Annotated in this window: 6 protein-coding genes; 3 read left to right on the top strand and 3 right to left on the bottom strand. The window is 74.0% G+C overall.

The window, feature by feature from the left end:
• Positions 1–21 precede the first annotated feature (21 nt).
• The 3 genes from ACFXAM_RS12075 to ACFXAM_RS12065 all read right to left on the bottom strand — a co-directional run bounded on the left by ACFXAM_RS12075 (position 22) and on the right by ACFXAM_RS12065 (position 11,956).
• The gene (locus ACFXAM_RS12075; protein ID WP_380290076.1) at positions 22–9,516 is read right to left on the bottom strand and encodes an amino acid adenylation domain-containing protein; all 9,495 of its coding nucleotides are present in this window, start codon (positions 9,514–9,516) and stop codon (positions 22–24) included.
• Positions 9,517–9,806: 290 nt separating this feature from the next.
• Entirely contained in the window at positions 9,807–10,685 is an 879-nt protein-coding gene (locus tag ACFXAM_RS12070; protein WP_380290074.1) for a sterol desaturase family protein, read from the bottom strand.
• A 206-nt stretch (positions 10,686–10,891) separates the two neighbouring features.
• A complete protein-coding gene (locus ACFXAM_RS12065) occupies positions 10,892–11,956 on the bottom strand; it encodes an Lrp/AsnC family transcriptional regulator (RefSeq protein WP_380290072.1) in 1,065 nt (354 codons plus the stop codon).
• Positions 11,957–12,082: 126 nt separating this feature from the next.
• Here ACFXAM_RS12065 and ACFXAM_RS12060 point away from each other — a divergent pair, with 126 nt between their 5' ends.
• The 3 genes from ACFXAM_RS12060 (at position 12,083) to ACFXAM_RS12050 (ending at position 16,489) form a co-directional block, all read left to right on the top strand.
• Positions 12,083–13,621: an MFS transporter gene (locus ACFXAM_RS12060; protein WP_380290070.1), complete on the top strand. Its 1,539-nt coding sequence runs from the start codon at positions 12,083–12,085 to the stop codon at positions 13,619–13,621.
• A 152-nt stretch (positions 13,622–13,773) separates the two neighbouring features.
• A complete protein-coding gene (locus ACFXAM_RS12055; RefSeq protein WP_380290068.1) occupies positions 13,774–15,288 on the top strand; it encodes an N-6 DNA methylase in 1,515 nt (504 codons plus the stop codon).
• Between the two features lie 25 nt (positions 15,289–15,313).
• A complete protein-coding gene (locus tag ACFXAM_RS12050; protein ID WP_380290066.1) occupies positions 15,314–16,489 on the top strand; it encodes a hypothetical protein in 1,176 nt (391 codons plus the stop codon).

Genomic DNA, 16,489 nt, shown 5'->3' with positions numbered 1-16,489 from the left:
GGGGCGCGGCCCCGGACCGTCTCAGGACGCATGGGGGGCGGCTCCGGTGAGGATCGACCGGGCGAGCCCGGCGTTGTGGGCGATGAACTCGCGGTCGAGCATCTCGGCGTGCGGGCCGAAGCCCTTGAAGACGGCCGTCCCGGTGGCCGAGCTGCCGTGCCAGGCGCCGTGCTGCCCGGCCTCGTAGAGCGCCACCTTCTCGTCGTCGGAGATGACGCTGAGCGCGGCGGTGACCACCCCGAGGTTGGGCGTGCGGCTGCAGAACCGCAGGTAGTCCCGGGCCTGTTCGCGGGTCTCCTGGGCGACCGCGGCCGAACCGGTGTGCCGCTGGAGGTGCTCGGCCAGCTCCCGCTCGAAGGCCTGGAGGTGCTCGTCGGCGAGGTCGAAGGACTCCGGGATGCGGTGCGAGTCCATGATCACCACATTGGGCACCGCCCGGCCGCGCCGCTCCAGCTCCTTGGCCACCTCGAAGGCGAGGTTGCCGCCGAGCGAGTAGCCGAGCAGCGCGCACGGGCCCTCCGGCTGGAGCGCCTCGACGAGATCGGCGTACTGGGCGACCTTGTCGTCCCCGGTCACGTAGTTGAAGGCGACCATCCGGTACTCGGGGAGGTGCGCCGCGAACTGCCGGTAGACCAGGCCGTGGCCGCCGGCCGGCGGGAAGCAGAACAGCGTCTGCTGCTGCTCCTGGTTGAACCAGAGGTACGGCTGGCCGCCCTCGATCCGGCCGGTGATGATGTGCTCGACCGTCTTCGCCATCCCGTGCAGGGTGGTGACCTTGAAGAGCCGGCTGACCGGGATGCTGATGTTGAACTCGGACTGCAGCCCGTGGATCAGCTCGATCAGCTTGATCGAGGAGCCGCCCGACTCGAAGAAGTCGTGCTGCAGTCCGGGCTCCTCGATGCCGAGCAGCGTGCGCCAGTGCTCGGCCATCCGGACCTCGTAGAGGGTGACCGGCGGTTCCGAGGCCTCCGCGGCGTCCGTGCGGGGCTCGGGCAGCGCGGCGGTGTCCACCTTGCCGTTGGCGGTGAGCGGCAGCGCGGGCAGCTCCACGAAGTGCGTCGGGATCATGAAGGTCGGCAGGTGGCCGGCCAGTCGGCGGCGCAGCGCGCGGTGGTCGAAGGTCCGACCGGGGGCCGGTACGCAGTAGGCGCAGAGCACGGGCTCGCCGGCGTGGTCCGGCCGGACGGTGACCACGGCCCGCTCCAGCTCGGGCCGGTCGGCGAGCCGGCTCTCGATCTCGCCGAGCTCGATCCGGTGGCCGCGGACCTTGATCTGCGAGTCGGCCCGGCCGAGCAGGTGCACCCCGCCGTCGGCGTCCCAGCGGGCGAGGTCCCCGGTGCGGTAGAGCCGGACCGGCCGGGTGCCGTCGGCGCCGCCGAGCGGCAGGGTGGCGAAGCGGCCGGCGGTCTGCTCCTCGTCGCCGAGGTAGCCGAGCGCGACGCCGGAGCCGCCGATCCACAGCTCCCCGGTGACCCCGGGCGGCACGGGGCGGCCCTGCGCGTCGAGCAGGTAGAAGGCGCTGTTGGGGAACGGCCGCCCGATCGGCACCATCCGGCTGGGCTCCAGGCCGTCCGCCGGGCCCTCGAAGTACGCGCTGTCGATGGTGGTCTCGGTCAGGCCGTAGGAGTTGACCAGCCGCGTGCGGGGACCGCACAGGGCGCCCAGCCGCTGGTACTCCTCGACCTTCCAGACGTCCGAGCCGACCACCAGCAGCCGCATGAACGCCAGGTCCCGCCCGGTGCGTTCGCAGTGGTCCAGGACGGTGCGGACCACCGCCGGGACGAACTCGGCGGCGTCCACCCGCTCGGTGCGCATCACCTCGTACAGCCGGGCGGTGTTGAACAGCAGCTCCCGGCCGACCAGCACCAGGGAGCCGCCCGAGCAGAGGGCGCGGACCACGTCGCCGGTGAAGACGTCGAAGGACGGACCGGCCATCTGGAGGTGGACCCGGGCGTCGGTGTCCAGCCGGTACTCGGCCTGCCAGGCCCGGTAGGCCGAGGCGAGGTTGCCGTGGGAGACCCGCACCGCCTTGGGGCGGCCGGTGGAACCGGAGGTGTGGATGACGTACGCCGGGTCGTCGAGGCTCACCACCGCGTCGGTGAACCCGGCCGCGGGTGCGTCGAGTTCCGCGGTGCCGACCAGCCGGGCGGGCAGTCCGCCGAGCCGCTCGGGGTCGTCGCCGACCAGCAGGGCGGCACCGGCGTGCCGGACCATGTACGCCAGCCGGTCCACCGGGTGGTCCGGGTCCAGCGGCAGGTAGGCGGCGCCGGTGCGGAGCACCGCGAGCAGGGCGGTGACCAGCTCCGGCGACTTCGGCAGGCAGAGCGCCACCACGGTGCCCGGCCCGGCGCCCAGCTCGCGCAGCCGGGCGGCGGCCCGCCGGGAGCGCTCGGCCAGCTCGCCGTAGGACAGCCGGACGGTCGGGCCGGACTCGGCGGGCGCCGCCACCGCGGGCGCCTCCGGGTCGGCCGCCGCCGCACGCAGCACCAGCTCGTGCACCGGCTCCGGGAACGCCACCCGCCGGCCGGCGCCGCTCCACTCCCGGAGCACCACCGCGCGCTCCTCGCGGCCGAGCAGTTCCAGACCGGTGGCGGCCCGCTCCGGCCCGGCCGTGGTCAGGGCGTCGACCAGGTTGACGTAGTGGCCGGCCATCCGGGCCATCGTCGCGGGCAGGAAGAGGTCGGTGTTGTACTTGAAGACGCAGTGGAAGCGGCGCTCGGCCTCGTCCTCGTAGGCGGACAGGGTGATGTCGAACTGGCCCTCTTCCTCAGGGAGTTCGATGTACTCCAGGTGGTAGCCGTACTTCTCGGTGGCCACCTTGTGGTGGAGCAGGATGAACATCGCCTGGAAGACCGCCGAGCGGCTCGGGTCGTGCTGCAGCCCGAGCTTCTCCACCAGCAGGACGAAGGGGTACTCCTGGTGGTCGAGCCCGCCGAGCACGGTGGTCCGCACCCGGTCCAGCAGTTCGGCGACGGTCGGGGCGCCGGCCAGTGAGACGTGCAGCGGCAGCGGGTTGACGAAGTAGCCGTAGACGCCGGCGAACTCCTCGTCGGTGCGGCCGGTCACCGGGCTGCCGACGATGACGTCGTCCTGGCCCGCGTAGGCGTGCAGCAGCAGGTAGTAGGCGCTGAGCAGCACCATGAACACGGTGACGTTGTGCTCGCGGGCCAGCGCGTGCACCCGGGCGCTGAGTTCCTCGTCGAGCACGAAGAACTCGGAGGCGCCGTTGTGGGTCTGCACCGCAGGGCGCGGCTTGTCGGTGGGCAGGCTGAGGATCGGCACCTCGGCGGGCAGGTGCGAGCGCCAGTACTCCAGCATCCTCGGTGCCTCGCGGCCGGCCAGGAAGGCGTTCTGCCGGTTGAGGAAGTCCAGGTAGCGGGCGGCCACCGGGGGCAGCTCGGGCACCCGGCCGCGGCGCAGTCCCTCGTAGACGGCGAGCAGTTCCTCGATGAAGGTGAAGGTGGAGATCGCGTCCGAGATGATGTGGTGGACGGCCTTCATGATCACCCAGCGGGCCGGTCCGCGCCGGAACAGCCGGAACCGCACCAGCGGGTCCCGCTCCAGGTCGTACGGCTTGCGGTACTCGCGGACGATCATCGCGTGGATGTCGTCCCAGGCCAGGCCCTCGACGTCGAAGACCCCGAAGTCCGGCTCCACCGCGGCGGAGATCCGCTGCACGGCCCGGCCGCCGTCCAGCACGAAGTTGGCCCGCAGGCTCGGGTGGCGCTCGACCATGGCCCGGAAGGCCAGGGCCATCAGCTCGGGCTCCAGCTCCACCCGGACCTCGACGGCGCCGCCGATGTTGTAGGCGAAGCCGTCCGGGTTGAGCTGCTTGAGGAACCAGAGCGCCTTCTGGTTCTGGGTCAGCGGGTGGGCCGACTCGTCCTCGTACCGCTCGACCTCGGCCGCGCCCGGGCCCTGCGGGTCCTCGTCCAGCAGCTCGGCCAGCGACTCGTGCAGCCGGGCGACCAGTTCGGCCACCGGGGTGTTGCCGAGCAGCGCCACCACCGGGAGCGTGGTGCCCAGTTCGCTGCTCAGCCGGGCCCGCAGCTCCATCGCGAGCAGCGAGTCCAGGCCGAGGCCGCCGAGGCCGGCGGCGGGGTCGACCTGCTCGGCGGGCACCCGCAGCACGGTGGCGGCCAGCGCGGTGAACCGCTCGGTGAGCAGCGCCCGCCGCTCCTCCTCCCCGGCCGCCCGCAGGGCGTCCAGCAGGCCGGTCTGCCCGGCCGCCGGGGCGGCTTCCCGGGCGGCCGCGGCGAGTTCGGCGACCAGCGGCGGCGGCGCCGGGTACCAGGAGAGGAACACCGGCCAGTCGACGACGGTGGCGACCAGCAGCTGGGCGCGGTCCTGGCCGAGCACCCGCTCCAGCACGGCCATTCCGGTCTCCGGGGCGAGCGAGCTCATGCCCCGGCTGTGCCGGTAGTGGTCGATGAGGCCGAGCTCCTCGATCATGCCGGTGGCCCAGGGGCCCCAGTCGAGGCTGAGCGCCGGCAGGCCGAGGGCCCGGCGGTGGTGGGCCAGGGCGTCCAGGAAGGCGTTGCCGGCGGCGTAGTTGGTCTGTCCCGCGGTGGTCAGCAGCGAGGCGATCGAGGCGAACAGCACGAAGTGGTCGAGCGGTTCGCCGGCCAGCTGCCGGTGCAGGGCGAGGGCGCCGAGCACCTTGGGGCCGTACACGGTCTCGAAGGTCGACCGGTCCAGCTCGCCGACCAGGGTGTCCCTGACCTGCCCGGCGAGGTGGAAGACGCCCCGCACCGGCGGCCGGTCCAGCCGCCGGTACTCGGCCAGCCAGGCGGCCAGCGCGGCCTCGTCGGTGACGTCCAGGACCGCCGGGACCGGCTCGGCGCCGAGCGCCTCCAGCTCGCGCAGGAACGCCGCCCGCTGCCCGGCCGGGCTCGCCGGGTCGAGGTCGCGCCACTGCTCGCGCGGCGGCAGCGGGCTGCGGCCGACCAGGATCAGCCGGCGGGCCCCGCGCTTCACCAGCGTGCGGCAGAGCAGCCGGCCGAGCGCCCCGAAGGCCCCGGTCACCAGGTACGCCGCGTCCGCCCGCAGCCGGGGCGCGAGCGGCCGGCTCAGGCCCTCGGCCGTCCGCAGCCGGCTGGTCAGCCGCCGCCCGTCGCGCAGGGCGATCTCGTCCTCGTCCGCGAGGGCGAACTCCCGCAGCAGCGCCCCGGCCTCGGCCTCGGGCCCGGCTCCGGCCTCCGCGGCTCCGGCTCCGGCTCCGGCTACAACTCCGGCTCCGGTTCCGGCCTCCTCGGACGGGCCGAGGTCGATCAGTTTGCCCTGGTGGGAGGGGAGTTCCTGGTGACGCAGGACGCGGGTGATGCCCCAGGCGGGGGCGGCGAGGGGTTCGACGAGCTCGCCGGGGGCGGTGGACTGGGCGGAGCGGGTGACCACATGGAGGCGGCAGTCGGGGAGTTCGGCTGCCAGCAGCGCGGCCAGGGCGACCAGGCTGTAGGCACCCGCGGCGGTGTGACCGGCGACGACGGCGGGATCGGCCCCGGCCAGCCCGGGACGGTCGAGATTCCACAGGTGGACCACGGCGGCGGGGTCGGGGGCGCCGGTGGCCCGGTGGTCGGCGAGCAGCCGGGCGAGGTCCTCGGCGGAGCCGGGGTCGACGGTGGCCGGGTGGCCGCCCCCGGCGGGCCGGTAGCCGGTACCGGCGCGGACCAGCAGACAGCTGCCGCCGCGCGCGGCGATCCGCCCGGCGAGGGCGTCGGCGACCCCGCCCCGGTCGGCGAACAGCAGCCAGTGGTCGGGGTGTTCGGCCAGCAGGTCGGGGGCTTCGGCGGCGGCCGGCAGCTCCGTCCAGGACGGTTCGGCGAGCCAGCCGTCGATGGTGGAGAGGCCGACGGCGGTGGCGGCCTGCTCGACGTCGGCGGCCCGGAAGCCGGTGATCCCGCCGAGCGGTGCGCCGTGCTCGTCGTGCACCGCGAGGTCGCCGACCAGCTCGCCGCCGGCGTCCCGGGTGACGGTGGCGTGCACCCAGAGCGGACGCTCGCCGACCTGGTCCAGCCGGACCTCCGCGATCGCCACCGGCAGCCGGATGCCGGTGCCCCCGGGGCGGCCGTCCAGCAGCTGGGGCGTCAGCAGGGTCTGGAAGAACGCGTCCATCACCACCGGGTGCACCTGGTGGTGCTCCCCCTGCCCGGCGACCGGCGCCGTCGGGCGGATCCTGGCCAGGGCCTCGCCGGGCCCGATCCAGACCTCCTCGATGCCCTGGAAGGCGGGGCCGTAGTGGTAGCCCAGCGCGGCGAGTTCCGCGTAGCAGTCGGGCCCGGCGAGCCGGCGCACCGCCCGCCCGCGCACCGCCCCGGTGTCCAACGGCCGGCCGGGCCGGCGGCGCTGGGCGGGGCGGACGCTGCCGACCGTGTGCACGGTGCGCTCGGCGCCCTCGCCGGTGGCGACGGTGAACGTGCCCTGCTCCGCGGAGAGGGTCAGCCGGACGGCGCGGCTCTCCTCGTCCGGCAGGAACAGCGCCTTGCGCAGCTCGATGTCGGCCAGGGCGGCGTCCGTCCCGCCGGTCAGCGCGCGGACCGCCTGGACGGCCATCTCCAGGTACCCGGCGGCCGGGAACAGGACGTCGCCCTGGATCCGGTGGTCCTCCAGGTAGGGCAGCGCCTCGGCGTCCAGCCGGGCCTCCCAGGCCGGTTCCGCCCCGGGCAGCCGACGGCCGAGCAGCGGGTGGTCGAGCTCTCCGCGCCGGACCTGCTCGACCGGCCGGGGCTCCACCCAGTGCCGGTCGCGCCGGAACGGGTAGCGCGGCAGCGGGACGATCCGCCCGGCGGGCTGCAGCACCGACCAGTCGACCGCGACCCCGAGGTTGTGCAGCGCGGCCAGCGAGGCGGTCAGGACGGCCCGCTCGTCCTCCTGGCGGCGGATCGAGGGCAGGGTGCGCACCTCGGGCCGGTCCGCCGTGCCCGGGTGGGCCTCCACGGTCTCCTGGATCGAGCGGCCGAGCACCGGGTGCGGGCCGATCTCCAGGAACAGGCCGTAGCCGTCGTCGGTCAGCCGCTCCACGGCCTGCCGAAAGCGCACGCTGTCACGAACGTTGTGCCACCAGTACCCGGCGTCCAGTTCGGTGCCGTGCGCGGTGCCCTCGCGGCCGGTGAGGTAGAGCGGGACCTGCGCCGGACGGGCCTTGAGGTCGGCCAGCGACTCCAGCAGCTCGTCCTTGATCAGCTCCATCCGGGCGCTGTGGTACGGGACTTCGACGGTCAGCGGACGGGCGAAGACCTGCTCGGCGGTGAGCGCGGCGGCGAGCTCGGCCAGGGCCGGCTCGTCTCCCGCGAGGGTGAGCGAGCCGGGGCTGTTGACGGCGGCGACCGAGACGGCGTCCCCGTACGGGCGGATCCGGCGCAGCGCCTCGGCCTCGGTGAGCGCGACCGCGAGCATGCCGCCGGTGCCGGCGAGCCTCTGCTGCAGGCGGCTGCGGTGGACCACCACCTTGACCGCGTCGGCGAGGTCGTAGACACCGGCCTCGTGGAAGGCGGCGACCTCGCCGGTGGAGTGGCCGACGACCGCGTCCGGCCGCACGCCCCGGCTGCGCCAGAGCGCGGCGAGGCCGGTCTGGACGGCGAAGTTGGCAGGCTGGGCGAGCCAGGTCTCGGCCATCCGGGACGTCGCCTCGTCGGCGGCGAGTTCGTCGGTCAGCGACCAGCCGGTGAGTTCGGCGAGGTGTTCGGAGACCTGTTCGACGGCCTCCCGGTAGACGGGCTCGGTGGCGAACAGCTGACGGCCCATCGCCCACCACTGCGGGCCCATGCCGGTGAAGACCCAGGCCAGCCGGCGGTGCCGGGCCTCGCGGCGGTGGTCGGTGAGGACCCGGGGGTGCGGCTCGCCGCGCAGGTGGGCGCCGAGCGCCTCGTCGAGGGAGGCGCGGGCGGCGTGCTCGCGGGCGTCGTAGACGACCGACAGCCGGGCGTCGTGGTGCTGGCGGCGGTGGGCCAGGGTGTGGCCGAGGTCGGCCGGGCGGGCCGGGCTGCCGCCGCGGACGCCGGCCAGTTCCTCCCGAACGCCGGCGGCCAGTTCGGGCAGGGCCGCGGCCTCCCGGGCGCTGAGCGGCAGCACCGTCCAGGCGGGGACGTCGGCGGGGACGTCGGCGGGGTGCGCGGGGTCCGCGTCGGGCGCCGGGTCGTCGGCGGGCGCGGGCTCCGGCGCGGCCTCCAGCAGGACGTGCGCATTGGTGCCGCCGAAGCCGAAGGAGTTGACCCCGGCGCGGGCCGGTCCCTCGTGGGCCGGCCAGGGGGTCGGCTCGGTGGGGATCTCGTAGGGCAGGGTGGCCGGGTCGATCGCCGGGTTGAGCGTCTCCAGGTTGATGTGCGGCGGGATGGTGCGGTGTTCGAGGGCGAGCGCGGACTTGATCAGCCCGGCCAGGCCGGAGGCGGACTCGGTGTGCCCGATGTTGGTCTTCACCGAGCCGACGTAGCAGGTGTCGCCGGGGCGGCGGCCGACGGCGAGCGCCCGGGCCAGCGCGTTCGCCTCGATCGGGTCGCCGACCGGGGTGGAGGTGCCGTGCGCCTCCACGTACTGCAGGGCGCCCGGGGTGATCCCGGCCTCGGCGCAGACCCGCTCGATCAGCGCGACCTGGGCGTCCGGGTTGGGCACGGTGATGCCGTTGGTGCGGCCGTCCTGGTTGACGCCGCTGCCGATGACGACGGCGTGCACCGGGTCGCCGTCGCGCAGGGCGTCGGAGAGCCGTTTGAGCGCGACCACGGCGACGCCCTCGGCCCGGACGTAGCCGTCGGCGGCGGCGTCGAAGGTGCGCGAGCGGCCCTCGGGAGAGAGGAAGCCGCCCTTGGTCTCGGCGATGGTGTACTGCGGGGCGATGTGCAGCAGGGTGCCGCCGGCCAGGGCCAGGTCGGTCTCGCCGCGCTGCAGGCTCTGCGCGGCGAGGTGGACGGCGACCAGCGAGGAGGAGCAGGCGGTGTCGATGGAGACGCTGGGGCCGCGGAAGTCGAAGCAGTGCGAGATGCGGTTCGACACCATCGTCATCATGGTGCCGGTCGCGGTGTGCGCGGCGAGCGTCTCGAAGGACAGGTCGGAGAACTGGACGATCTTGTAGTCCAGGGTGAACGCTCCGACGTAGACGCCGACCTCGCGGCCGGCCAGCTCGGCGGGCTTCTGCCCGCCGTCCTCCAGTGCCTCCCAGGCCACCTCCAGCAGCTTCCGCTGCTGCGGGTCCATGTGGTCGGCCTCGCGGCCGCTGATGCCGAAGAACGCCGGGTCGAACTCGTCGAAGCCGTCGATGTAGCCGCCGCGGCCGCCGACCAGCCGGCCGGGCTTGGCCTTGTCGCGGCTGCCGAGGGTGGCGACGTCGTAGCGGCTGCGCGGGGTGGGGGTGATGCAGTCCTTGCCCTCGACCAGGTTCTGCCAGAACGACCGGTGGTCGCAGGCCCCGCCGGGCAGGCGGAGACCGATCCCGATGATCGCGATCTTCTCCCGCCCGGCGGCGGACGGACCGGCGGGTGCGGGGCGTTCGGAGGTTTCCGGTGAGGTGACGAAGCGGGAATCCGTCATGCGAGTCGAGTCCTTGGGTCGCTGCGTTCGCGCGCGCGGGTGGAGTGCGGGAGCACCGCGTGCGCGGGGGGACACGGGTCGGGGCGCCGGGTCCGGGCAGGCCGGACACCGGGACGGCCGAGGGGACGGGCCGGTCGGTGGGGGTCGGTCGGAGGACGGGTGCGGGCGGATCGGCTCCGGTCGGGTCGGGTACCGGATGGACGGCTGGGAGCTGAACGGCTGGGAGCTGAACGGCGACGGGGTGAACGGCTTCGGGCTGGTCGGCTTCGGGCTGAACGGCTTCGGCGGGGTCAGGTCGAGCCGGTCGGGGAGCCCTCGGCCCGGGCCGGGCGGCGCCAGGCCTGGAGATGGCTGGCGATCACCCGGCCGGTGGCCGGGAAGGCGCCCGGATCGGCCAGCCCCACCGCGACCGGGCGGCGCCCCGGTTTCCAGGTGAAGCTGCCGAAGGCGTGGTCCCACACCGAGAGGTCGGAACCGTAGTGTCCGGCCTCCGCCAGGTCGGTGCTGTGGTGCAGCCGGTGCTGCTCGGGACCGGCGAGCACGTGGTTGAGCGGGCCGAGCCGGACGTCGATGTTGGCATGCACGAAGTAGCCCTGGGCGACGACGAACAGGCCCACCACGAACACCGCCGGCTCCGAGAAGCCGGCCAGCGCCAGCGAGAACTGGACACAGCCCTGGGTGAGCAGGACGTCCAGCAGGTGGTTGACCCCGTTGTTGCCGACGTTCACCTTGTCGGGCACGTGGTGGACCCCGTGCAGCCGCCAGAGCCTCGGGTTGGTGTGGCACCAGCGGTGGACCAGGTAGTTGGCCAGCGAGCCGAGCAGCAGCGCGGCCGGGATCTCCCCCCAGAGCGGCAGCACCCCCGTGGACGGCGCCGCCCAGCCGACGAGAGCGGACACCGGGATCTGGGACAGCGCCCCGCCGATCATCGTCAGCACGAAGTAGATCCCGTACCAGCCCCACTCGCGCACATTCGGAAGCCATTCCGGTTCGTACGGAATCATCCGTTCGAGCAATGCCATGTAGGCGATCGTCCCGAGCAGGAAGAGCTGGTTCGCCCGGCCGAGGTCCCAGCGCAGACGCAGGGTCGCCACCGATACCACGACGAGGCCGACCAGCAGGAACGGATAGGCGACCCGGCGCAGCACGGTCCGAAGCTGCTCACGCATGACAGCCCCCTTTCGCGGCCCTTCGTCGAACGATCACCGAAAGTGTTCGTTCAGATACTAAGGGCGCCCCGAAGGCATCGCCAGGCATTTTCGAGGAGAATCATGGAATTCTCGATTTGTCCGATGATCTACAGAGAACCCCGATCCCGCGCCTTGCCGGAAATCATCGCCATTCGACCGACAGAAGCTTTTGCCGATGATTTTATTTACGGCATTATCAACCCCGCGCGTTTCACGCTCCTGATCACCGGCGCCGTCTCCAGCGTGCCGACGCCCTCCAGCGCGCCCAGCCGCTCCGTCAGGTAGTCGTAGAACGCCTCGGTGTCCCGGCAGACCAGCCCGGCCACCAGGTTGGCCGGCCCGGTGGTCGCCGCCACGAAGGCCACCTCCGGATGGTCCGCCATCGCCCGCCCCACCGCCGCCAGCCGCCCCGGCGCCACCGTCAGCCAGCAGAACGCCTCGATCCCGTAGCCGAGCGGGCGGGGATCCACGTCCACGTCGAAGAAGAGCAGCCCGGACCCGGTCATCCCGGCCAGCCGCCGGCGCACCGTCGCCTCCGGGCTCCCGGTCCGGGCCGCCAGCGCGGCGAGCGGCGTCCGCCCGTCCACCGCGAGCGCGGCCAGCAGCGCGCGGTCCAGCCCGTCCGGCGCCACCGGTCCGGACGCGCCCGGCGCGGCCGGACGGGGCACGCCCGGCGCGGCCTTCCCTCCCGGCGACCCCGGCACGACCGGCACACCCGGCGCGCCCGCCGGAGCGGACCCGGCCGCCGGCGCCGCACGGAGCAGCCGCCCGGCCTGCTCCGCGCTCAGCGCCGAGGTCCGCCCGCTCCACGCCACCCGCCCGCCGACGTAGGTGCGCAGCAGGTAGTGCGCCGCGACCGACAGCACCCGCGGGGTCCGCGGCAGCTTGCCGAGCAGCAGTTCCTCCCGCTCCGGCCGGACCGGAGCGCGGGCGTTGCAGACGATCTCGCCGCCGGACAGCAGGCTCACCCAGGAGGTGTCCGGCCGCCGGGCCAGCGCCTCGGCGATCGACGCCGCGGCGTCCGGCACGCAGCGGATCCTGGTCAGCCAGTCGACCTGGCCGAGCAGCCGGGCGCTGGTGCGCCCCACCACCCGCACCACCCCGGCGCCGCGCAGCCGCCGGTAGCGGCGGGCCACCGTCTGGTCGGACACCCCGAGCACCTCGGCGATCCGCCGGAACGGTGCCCGGCCGTCCACCTGCAGGGCGTGCAGCAGTGCCCGGTCCAGCTCGTCCAGCGTCAGGGTTTCCACCGTCCGGAGGGTAGCCGGTGTCGGGATCCGCCGGAATCCTCCCGCCGGGCGGCGCAACGGCCGCCCCCGCACGGAAGGTGACGGGGCGTCGGCCGGACCGGGCGGCACGGAGGAAGGGACACGGGGATGCGCAAGTGGGGACCGCTGGTCGCGGTCGGCCTCGGGGTGTTCATGCTGCTGACCGACGTCAGCATCGTGATCGTGGCGCTGCCGGACATCGGCGCCGGGCTGGACATGGGCTTCGACGGCCTGCAGTGGGTGCTCGACGGCTACGCGCTGGCGCTGGCCGCCCTGTTGCTCGGGCTCGGCGCGCTGGCCGACCGGGTGGGCCGCCGCCGGGTGTACACGGCGGGCCTGGCGGTGTTCGCGCTCGCCTCGCTGGCCTGCGGGCTCGCCCCGGACGGCGCCACCCTGGTGGTGGCGCGGATCGTCCAGGCGGGCGGCGGCGCGGCGATGTTCGCCACCGCCATGGCGCTGCTCAACCTCGCCTACCGGGGCCGCGACCGGGCGGTGGCCTTCGGCGTCTGGGGCGCCGTCAGCGGCGCGGGAGCGGCCGTGGGGCCGGTGGCCGGCGGCCTGCTCACCGAGTACCTGGGCTGGCGGTGGGTGTTCCTGGTGAACCTGCCGGTCGCCCTCGCCGGCCTGGTCCTGGCCCGGCGCACGCTGCCGGAGTCCCGCGGCTCCGGGGACCGCCGGCTCGACCTGCCCGGCGCCGCTGCCTTCACCCTCGCGGCCGGCGCGGCCGTCCTGGCGCTGATCCGCGGCGGCACGGACGGCTGGGGCTCGCCCGCCGTCCTGGGCGCGGGCGCGACCGCCGTGCTGGCGCTCGCGGCGTTCCTGCTGGCCGAACGGCGGGCCCCGCACCCGCTGCTGGACCTCGCGCTGTTCCGCCGCCCCGCCTTCACCGGGGTGATGCTGTGCGGCGCCGTCTACTCCGCCGCCGCGTTCTCCTCCCTGCCGTACATCTCGCTGTGGCTGCAGTCGGTGCTGGGCCTCGGCCCGATGGCCGCCGGGCTCACCCTGCTGCCGATGAGCGCCGCCGCCCTCCTGGTCTCCGCGCTGACGGGCCGCCGGCTCGCCGCGCTGCCGACGGCGGTGCCCCTGGCCGGCGGCCTGGCCGTGATCGGCCTGGGCGGCCTGCTCCAGACCGTGCCGGCCGGGCCGTCGGGCTGGGCCGCGCTGCTGCCCGGGCTGGCGCTGACCGGCCTCGGCGTCGGCGTGGTCAGCCCGGTCCTGGCCTCCGCCGCGATGGCGGCCGTTCCGCCGGAGCTCGGCGGCACGGCCGGCGGCGCCCTCAACACCTTCCGCCAGCTCGGCCAGGCGCTCGGCATCGCCCTGCTCGGCCTCGTCCTGCACCGGGGCCTGCGCGACGCCCTCGCCGGGCACCCGGACACCGTCCCGGACCCGGACTCCGCCGCCCGCACGCTGGGCGCCGGCCGCGCCGTGCCCGGCCTGCCCGGGGACCGGCTCCGGACCGCCTTCGCCACCGCCCTCGACCACACCCTGCTGGCCGGCGGCCTCACCGCCCTGGCGGGCGCCGCGCTGGTCGCGGCCCTGCTGCGGCGACGCCCGGAGCCGGCCCGTCCGGAGCCGGCCCACCCGGTCGACGGCCGCCCGCCGGCCCCGGCCGACGCCGCCGCCCGCCACCGGGCAGCCGGGTCGTAGCCGTGCCGACGCGTCCGGCTCCCGCGTGTCCTCGGTCACGCTCGGGGTGCGGGTGGTCCGCGGGGCGCCGCTGCCCGTCGTCCCCGCCCCCGGGATGTCGGCGCCCTCCTCCATAATCGCAGGGACAGTCTTCGACGAAGGACCTCACCTCTGTGACGATCGCCCAGCACGAGCTCGAATCCCGACTCTGGGACGCCGCGAACGCGCTCCGCGGTCCCGTCGACCCCGCCGACTTCAAGACCTACGTCTTCCCGATGCTGTTCTGGAAGTGGATCAGCGACACCTGGGTCCACGAGCACGACACGGCGCTCGACGAGTACGGCGACGACCTGGACGACGAGATCGAGGCCGACTTCCACCGGTTCGAGCTGCCCGAGGGCACGCTGTGGAGCGAGGTCACCGGAAGGGTCACCAACCTCGGTGCGGAGATCGCGAAGACCTTCCAGCGCATCGAGATGGCCAACCCCCGCTCGCTCGCCGGCGTCTTCGGCGACGCCTCGTGGGGCAACCAGGAGCGCATCCCGCAGTCGGCCCTGCTGGGGCTCGTCCGGGCGTTCGACAAGATCACGCTCGACCCGTCGACGGTCTCGCACGACCTGCTCGGCGCGGGCTACGAGTACCTGCTGAAGAACTTCGCCGACGAGTCTGGCAAGAAGGCCGGCGAGTTCTTCACCCCGCGCGAGGTCGTGAACCTGCTCGTCGGGATCCTCCGGCCCCGGCCGGGCGAGTCCGTCTACGACCCGTCCTGCGGCTCCGGCGGGATGCTCGTCGCGACGATCAACCAGCTGCGCGAGTCCGGCAAGGACTACCGCACGCTCCGGGCGTACGGCCAGGAGATCAACCTGACGACGGCCTCGATCGCCCGGATGAACCTCTTCCTGCACGAGATCGAGGACTTCGACATCAAGCGCGGGGACACCCTCCGCGCTCCGGCGTTCAAGACCGCCGAGGGTACCGTCCGCCGGTTCGACACCGTGATCGCCAACCCGCCCTTCTCCCTGACGAACTGGGGGGCGGACCGCTGGTCCTCGGACCCGCGGGCCATCTGCGGCGTTCCGCCCGCGAAGAACGGCGACTACGCCTTCGTCCAGCACATGGTCTCGTCGATGAAGCCCGGATCCGGCCGCGTCGGCGTCGTGATGCCGCACGGCGTGCTGTTCCGCGGCGGGGCGGAGGCGAAGATCCGCCGGGGCCTCATCGAGAAGGACCTCCTGGAGGCCGTCGTAGGGCTGCCGTCCAACCTCTTCTACTCGACGTCGATCCCGGCCTGCCTGCTGATCTTCCGCGACCGGAAGTCCGAGGAGCGCAGGAGGCACGTGCTCTTCATCGACGGCTCGGCCCTGTTCGGCAAGGGCAAGAACCAGAGCGTGATGTCCGAGGAGGACGTCAGGGCTCTCATCGAGGCGTACCGGACGGGCGGCGCCCCGGACGGCCGGGAGGGCGCGAACGTCCGGCTGGTGCCGTTCGAGGAGATCGAGCGGAACGGCTTCGACCTGAACATCGGCCGCTACATCAAGGTCGCCGCGGAAGAGACCGCCGATCCGGGTGCCGCGCTCGTGGCGTACGCCGACGCCCGGCAGCGCCGCATCGACACCGAGGCCGTCATGTTCGAGCGGCTCGCCGCGGCGGGCGTCGACCTGAGCATGTTCGGGGTGTCGGGTGAGTGAGTGGGTGCCGACACGGCTGGGGGACGTGACGTCCCCGGTCCAGGAGCTCGTCAGGGTCGCCCCGGGGACCGAGTACCCCCTGCTGGGCGTGAAGTGGTACGCCGAGGGTCCGTTCCTCCGTGAGGTGGTGACCTCGGAGACCTCCAAGGCGACGCGCTTCTACCGCGTCCGGCCCGGTCAGTTCATCTACAACCGCCTGTTCGCCTGGAAGGGGGCCTTCGGGCTCGTGGGCGACGACCTGGCCGGCTCCTACGTCTCCAACGAGTTCCCGCTGTTCGACTGCGACCGGGCCCGGCTGCTGCCGGAGTTCCTGAGCCTCCACTTCGGGCAGGCGTCCGTGTGGTCGTACGTCGCGCGCGTGAGCACCGGGACGACCGCCAGCCGAAGCCGCTGGAAGGAGGCGCAGTTCAACGACTACGAACTCGCCCTCCCGTCCCCGGCCACCCAGCGGCGCATCGTCGACGTGATGGCCGCGGTGGACGCGCAGATCGAGGCGCTGGGGGAGGAGGCCGACCGGGCCTGGGCGTCGTGGCAGGCGGCGGTGGCGGGTCTGGACGAGCACGAGGGCCGGCTGCTCCTGTCGGACGGTCTGCGCGCCATCGAAGCCGGCAAGAGCCCGAAGGGACAGGAGCGGATCCCGGCTCCCGACGAGCGGGCCGTCCTGAAGATCAGCGCGGTCGGTCGGGCGCGGTTCCTCCCGTCCGAGGTGAAGACCGTCGACGCCGGCACGGTGCTCCCCGAAGCCACGAGGGTGCGGTCCGGCGACGTTCTGCTGGTCCGCTGCAACGCCGTCCTCGACCGCGTCGGAACGGTCTGCCGCGTGCACGAGGTCCCCGACAACCTGTACCTGTGCGACAAGACCCTGCGGCTCGTGCCGGACGAGGAGGTCCTGCACCGCGGCTACCTGGTGCACGCGATGGCGACGCCCAGCGTCCGCGACCAGATAGCCCGGCTGACCGCCGGTTCCGACATGCGCAACATCGGGCAGCGGGCCATCCGGGAGCTCGCGATTCCCGATCCCGGGGCCGAGGCGCAGGCCGTACTCGCGGCAGGCCTGGACGGGCTGATCGCGGGGGCACTGGCGGTCGAGGCCGAACGCTCCCACCTCCGTACCTTCCGCTCCGCGCTCCTGGCCTCTCTCCTCAACCAGGAGATCGAGATCCCGGAGTCGTACGACGCGCTGCTCGAAGAGGTGTCCTGA

The organism is Kitasatospora sp. NPDC059462 (assembly GCF_042749955.1).
GTDB lineage: Bacteria > Actinomycetota > Actinomycetes > Streptomycetales > Streptomycetaceae > Kitasatospora.
The sequence above is the reverse complement of the archived record's forward strand: the minus strand, read 5'-3'. Positions and strand labels throughout refer to the sequence as shown.

Excerpts from the sequence above, each read along its gene's own strand:
- ACFXAM_RS12070 (WP_380290074.1), bottom strand. The coding sequence starts at position 10,685 with ATGCGTGAGCAGCTTCGGACCGTGCTGCGCCGGGTCGCCTATCCGTTC.
- ACFXAM_RS12075 (WP_380290076.1), bottom strand. The coding sequence starts at position 9,516 with ATGACGGATTCCCGCTTCGTCACCTCACCGGAAACCTCCGAACGCCCC.
- ACFXAM_RS12060 (WP_380290070.1), top strand. The coding sequence starts at position 12,083 with ATGCGCAAGTGGGGACCGCTGGTCGCGGTCGGCCTCGGGGTGTTCATG.